This is a genomic window from Streptomyces phyllanthi (genome assembly GCF_009377205.1).
Lineage (GTDB): Bacteria > Actinomycetota > Actinomycetes > Streptomycetales > Streptomycetaceae > Streptomyces > Streptomyces phyllanthi.
In genome coordinates this window covers 1-4,692 of the sequence record NZ_VJZE01000595.1, presented here as the reverse complement: position 1 = coordinate 4,692, position 4,692 = coordinate 1, and the positions used below count along the sequence as shown (strand labels likewise).

The 4,692-nt window shown below is 71.3% G+C and carries 4 protein-coding genes and 1 tRNA gene; 4 read left to right on the top strand and 1 reads right to left on the bottom strand.

Going from position 1 to position 4,692, the window contains the following annotated elements; genetic code table 11:
• The 4 genes from FNH04_RS41645 to FNH04_RS41630 all read left to right on the top strand — a co-directional run.
• On the top strand, positions 1-349 hold a 349-nt coding region (locus FNH04_RS41645), incomplete at its 5' end, for a hypothetical protein (RefSeq protein WP_152791439.1).
• Between the two features lie 379 nt (positions 350-728).
• A complete protein-coding gene (locus tag FNH04_RS41640; RefSeq protein ID WP_152791438.1) occupies positions 729-1,964 on the top strand; it encodes a helix-turn-helix domain-containing protein in 1,236 nt (411 codons plus the stop codon).
• Positions 1,965-2,352: 388 nt separating this feature from the next.
• Positions 2,353-2,955 carry an oligoribonuclease gene (gene orn, locus FNH04_RS41635; protein ID WP_152791437.1) on the top strand — a complete coding sequence of 201 codons (603 nt, stop codon included), beginning with the start codon at positions 2,353-2,355 and terminating at the stop codon, positions 2,953-2,955.
• 116 nt (positions 2,956-3,071) lie between these two features.
• A tRNA-His gene (locus FNH04_RS41630) sits at positions 3,072-3,144 on the top strand.
• 193 nt (positions 3,145-3,337) lie between these two features.
• Here the strand turns inward: FNH04_RS41630 and FNH04_RS41625 are convergent.
• Positions 3,338-4,393, bottom strand: coding sequence for a LacI family DNA-binding transcriptional regulator (locus FNH04_RS41625; protein ID WP_152791436.1), 1,056 nt, complete (start codon positions 4,391-4,393; stop codon positions 3,338-3,340).
• Between the last annotated feature and the right edge of the window lie 299 nt (positions 4,394-4,692).

Below are 4,692 nucleotides of genomic sequence, written 5' to 3'. Positions count from 1 at the left end.
GCGCCCCGCCCCCGACACGGCGGACGACGTCATCCGCTGGGCCGTCTTCAGCTGCGTCCTCGTCCCCGTGGTCCTCGTCTGGTACGGCACGTCGCTCGCCGGCGCGGCCGGTACGGCACTGGGGCTGGCGGCCGTGACCGGTGTCTGCCGGCTGCTGCTGCGCCAGTCGGAGCGCGGAGCGGCGCGTACGGCGACACGGGCGCCCGCGGACGATCCCGCGCGGAGCACGGCGCATCCGCCGGCGGAGATGACGGCACCACGGCGGGGCCGGCACGGCCGGGGCGGCCCGGGGGCCCACAGGCGCAAGCGGCGCCCCGGGACCCCGGGAAGAAGGGCACCGCGCGGCTGACCGGTTTGCGCGCACGGACCCGTATATTTTCAGCCAACTTCGGCTTGCTGCATATCCGTTGACCGAACACCCCCGGACCCCCCGTTCGACCTGCATTGAAAGGGGCCCGGGTGGCTCGCGCACCCTACGTGGATTGGCCACTGCCACGAGGCGTACTTCCCTGTAGGGCCCACGAGTGCAACGCTTCGTGATCGAATGCTTCACGCCAAGTTGCCAAGTCGACAATGTGCCGGATGCCCAACCGGGTCACGCCGGCACGACGTGACGCAGTAGATTCGATCTTGACTGTCTTATGGCGGGGGACTCGTGCAGGACCAAGGGGAAACGTGCAGGAGCGACACGACCGAGGAGCCGCGACCACCGAGGGGGGCTTAGCAGTATGAGCCACGACTCCACTGCCGCGCCGGAAGCCGCAGCCCGGAAGCTGTCCGGGCGACGCCGCAAGGAGATCGTCGCGGTGCTGCTGTTCAGCGGCGGCCCCATCTTCGAGAGTTCCATACCGCTGTCGGTCTTCGGGATCGACCGCCAGGACGCCGGAGTACCGCGCTACCGGCTGCTGGTGTGTGCGGGGGAAGACGGCCCACTGCGGACCACAGGGGGCCTGGAACTCACCGCACCGAACGGCCTTGAGGCGATCTCACGGGCGGGCACGGTCGTCGTGCCCGCCTGGCGTTCGATCACCTCACCGCCACCGGAGGAGGCGCTCGACGCACTGCGCCGGGCGCACGAGGAGGGTGCCCGCATCGTAGGGCTGTGCACCGGCGCCTTCGTACTGGCCGCCGCGGGCCTGCTGGACGGCCGCCCGGCCACCACCCACTGGATGTACGCGCCGACGCTGGCCAAGCGCTATCCGTCGGTGCACGTCGATCCGCGTGAGCTGTTCGTCGACGACGGAGACGTCCTGACGAGCGCCGGTACGGCCGCGGGCATCGACCTCTGTCTGCACATCGTGCGCACGGACCACGGCAACGAGGCGGCGGGCGCGCTGGCCCGGCGCCTGGTGGTCCCCCCGCGCCGCAGCGGCGGCCAGGAGCGCTATCTCGATCGCTCTTTACCAGAGGAGATCGGCGCCGACCCGCTCGCCGAGGTCGTCGCCTGGGCGCTGGAGCACCTCCACGAGCAGTTCGACGTGGAGACGCTCGCCGCGCGCGCGTACATGAGCCGCCGTACCTTCGACCGCCGGTTCCGCTCGCTCACCGGGAGCGCTCCGCTGCAGTGGTTGATCACCCAGCGGGTGCTCCAGGCGCAGCGCCTGCTGGAGACGTCGGACTACTCGGTGGACGAGGTGGCGGGCCGCTGCGGCTTCCGCTCGCCGGTGGCCCTGCGCGGCCACTTCCGGCGGCAGCTGGGCTCGTCCCCGGCGGCCTACCGGGCGGCGTACCGGGCACGGCGACCCCAGAGCGACAGGTCGGACGGCCCGGACGGTCCCGGCGGGCACAGCGGACCGGGCGGGCCGCCCCCGTCCCTGCCGCAGGAGACCGCCCACCTCCCGCTCCAGACCCGTCGTACGGCGGCCGCGAGCGCCCTTGCACCGGCGACCTCGCTCTCCACGGAGGGCGCCAAGCCCGAGCTGTACGCGACCGGGCGGCTGCCCGGCCAGCGCAGCGCCCCGTAGTCGCCCTGAGACGTCATCGGCCCGGTCTCGCCCTGATCATCCAGGTGCAGGACCGGGCCGTACGACTGTGACGGGCACGGGCCGTAAGGTGAGACACTTGACCTCTTCTCCGTCGTGGACGACGGGGATTCCTTCCCTCACGGGTCGGGCTTTCTGCTTCGCAGCCCGCTGCCGCCTGGGGTTACCAGCGAAAGGGACGGTGTGCCGCCCACGGTCTTACACAAGCTCCACAGACCTGACTTCCCGCCGGCCCGGCGGTAGACCCGGCGGCTTGGATGTCACCGCGGGCGCGACCCAGCGTAGCGCAACCCGGACGCTGCGTGTCCGGCAGCATTCGGATGCGTTGTCCCCCGGCCCGAAGCCCGGGGTTTTCCAGCAAGGAGATTCAATGAACGATCGCATGGTGTGGATCGACTGCGAGATGACCGGGCTCTCGCTGTCCGACGACGCGCTCATCGAGGTGGCCGCGCTGGTCACCGACTCTGAGCTGAACGTGCTCGGCGAGGGTGTGGACATCGTGATCCGCCCCCCGGACTCGGCGCTGGAGACGATGCCCGAGGTGGTGCGCCAGATGCACACCGCGTCGGGGCTTCTCGCCGCCCTGCCGAACGGCACGACGCTGAAGGACGCCGAGGAGCAGGTGCTGGCGTACGTACGCGAGTACGTCAAGGAGCCGGGCAAGGCCCCGCTGTGCGGCAACTCGGTCGGCACGGACCGCGGCTTCCTGCTGCGTGACATGCCGACGCTGGAGGACTACCTCCACTACCGGATCGTCGATGTCAGCTCGGTGAAGGAGCTGGCCCGCCGCTGGTATCCGCGGGCCTACTTCAACAGCCCCGAGAAGAACGGCAACCACCGGGCGCTCGCCGACATCCGTGAGTCCATCGCGGAGCTCCGCTACTACCGGGAGGCGATCTTCGTGCCCCAGCCCGGCCCGGACTCCGACACGGCGAAGACCATCGCCGCGAAGCACGTCCTGCCCGCGCGGTAAGGGCCCGGAGAGGGGTGGCGCCGCGCCCACCCGAAAGCCGGGCGCGAGCACCCCTTCGGACCCTGTACACTTTTTCTCGGCCGGTCGGTGAACCACTCGGAGAACCGCCGGACATGGTGGGTGTAGCTCAGCTGGTAGAGCACCTGGTTGTGGTCCAGGATGTCGCGGGTTCAAGTCCCGTCACTCACCCTCACCACTTCAGCCGGTGACCTGACACGGGTCACCGGCTGAAGGCGTTTCAGGACTGTACTTCCAGGGCCCCTCTCCAGAACCGCCGTTCAGGACATGAACGGCGGGCGCATACGACGAAGCCCCGCCCCGCGGTCGAGCGGGAACGGGGCTGTGTCGTCCGTCACCTTCCTCACGAGGGCGTCAGGAGGACTCACGAGGAGTGCCGCTGCACCAGCTCGGTCGGCAGGACCACACGGCGTCGCTCCAGGCCCCGTGAGACCGCCGGGCGGCGGTCCGCGATCTCGTCCAGGAGGAGGTCGATCATCGCGCGGCCCATCTCCTCGATGGGCTGGCGGACGCTCGTCAGGGGCGGGTCCATGTGGCGGGCGATCGCCGAGTCGTCGTAGCCGACGAGGGCGACGTCGTCGGGTATGCGCCGACCCGCCTCGCGGAGCACCTGGCGGGCGCCCGCCGCCATCACGTCCGACTCCGCGAAGACCGCGTCCAGGTCGGGCCGGCGTTCGAGCAGCTCGGCCATCGCCCGGCGCCCGCCCTCCTCCGTGAAGTCGCCCGGCGCGATGAGCTGCTCGTCCACCTCGCGTCCGGCGTCGCGCAGCGCCTCGCGGTAGCCCTGGATGCGCCGCTGGGCGCCGTACACGTCGAGGCGGCCGGTGATCGTGGCGATCGTCTTGCGGCCGCGGGCGATCAGATGCTCCACCGCCGAGCGGCCGCCGCCGTAGTTGTCCGAGTCGACCGACGGCAGCGTCTCGTGGTCGGAGCGCGGGCCGCTGATCACGGCCGGGATCTCCAGCTGGGCCAGGAGGTCGGGGAGGGGGTCGTCGGCGTGGACCGACACCAGCAGGACGCCGTCCACGCGGTGTGCCGCCAGGTACTCGGCGAGCCGGCGCCGCTCCCGGTCACTGCCCGCGAAGATCAGCAGCAGCTGCATCTCAGTGTCCGAGAGCTCGGCGCCGACGCCTCGCAGCATGTCCGAGAAGTACGGTTCCGCGAAGAAGCGGGTCTCCGGTTCGGGGACGACGAGGGCGATCGCGTCCGTGCGGTTCGCCGCGAGCGCACGGGCCGCCGTGTTCGGGACGTAGCCGAGCTCCGCCACCGCCGCCTCGACCGCCGCGCGGGTCGCGTCACTGACCCGGGGTGACCCGTTGATCACCCGGGAGACGGTGCCGCGGCCGACACCGGCCCGCGCGGCGACCTCCTCCAGGGTCGGCCGTCGGCCGCTCCGGCCCCGTCCTACGTGGCCTGCCATGGTCGCCTCCAGTTCACACCGCGCTGGCGTGGAATCTAACAGTCCTGGTCCTCGTACGACGTCGGGTATCGTCCGGGCCGACCTCCGGGGACTCCCGGGGTCACCCCGGGTCCCGGACCCACCTTCCGACCTCCGGAAGCCGGGGTCGGAGCCTCCGGGTGCCTGCCCCCCAGGGCCCGGAAGCCGGGTTCCGGCGACCTTGGAATCCGCCCCCGGAGCCTCCGGATGCGGTTCCGGAGCTTCCAGATGCGGTTCCGGAGCCTCCGGAGCCAGACCCAGAACCCTGCCCCACCCCCAGG

What these genes read in the sequence shown, in the direction of transcription:
- orn (WP_152791437.1), top strand. Translation starts at nt 2,353, where the DNA reads ATGAACGATCGCATGGTGTGGATCGACTGCGAGATGACCGGGCTCTCG.
- FNH04_RS41640 (WP_152791438.1), top strand. Translation starts at nt 729, where the DNA reads ATGAGCCACGACTCCACTGCCGCGCCGGAAGCCGCAGCCCGGAAGCTG.
- FNH04_RS41625 (WP_152791436.1), bottom strand. Translation starts at nt 4,393, where the DNA reads ATGGCAGGCCACGTAGGACGGGGCCGGAGCGGCCGACGGCCGACCCTG.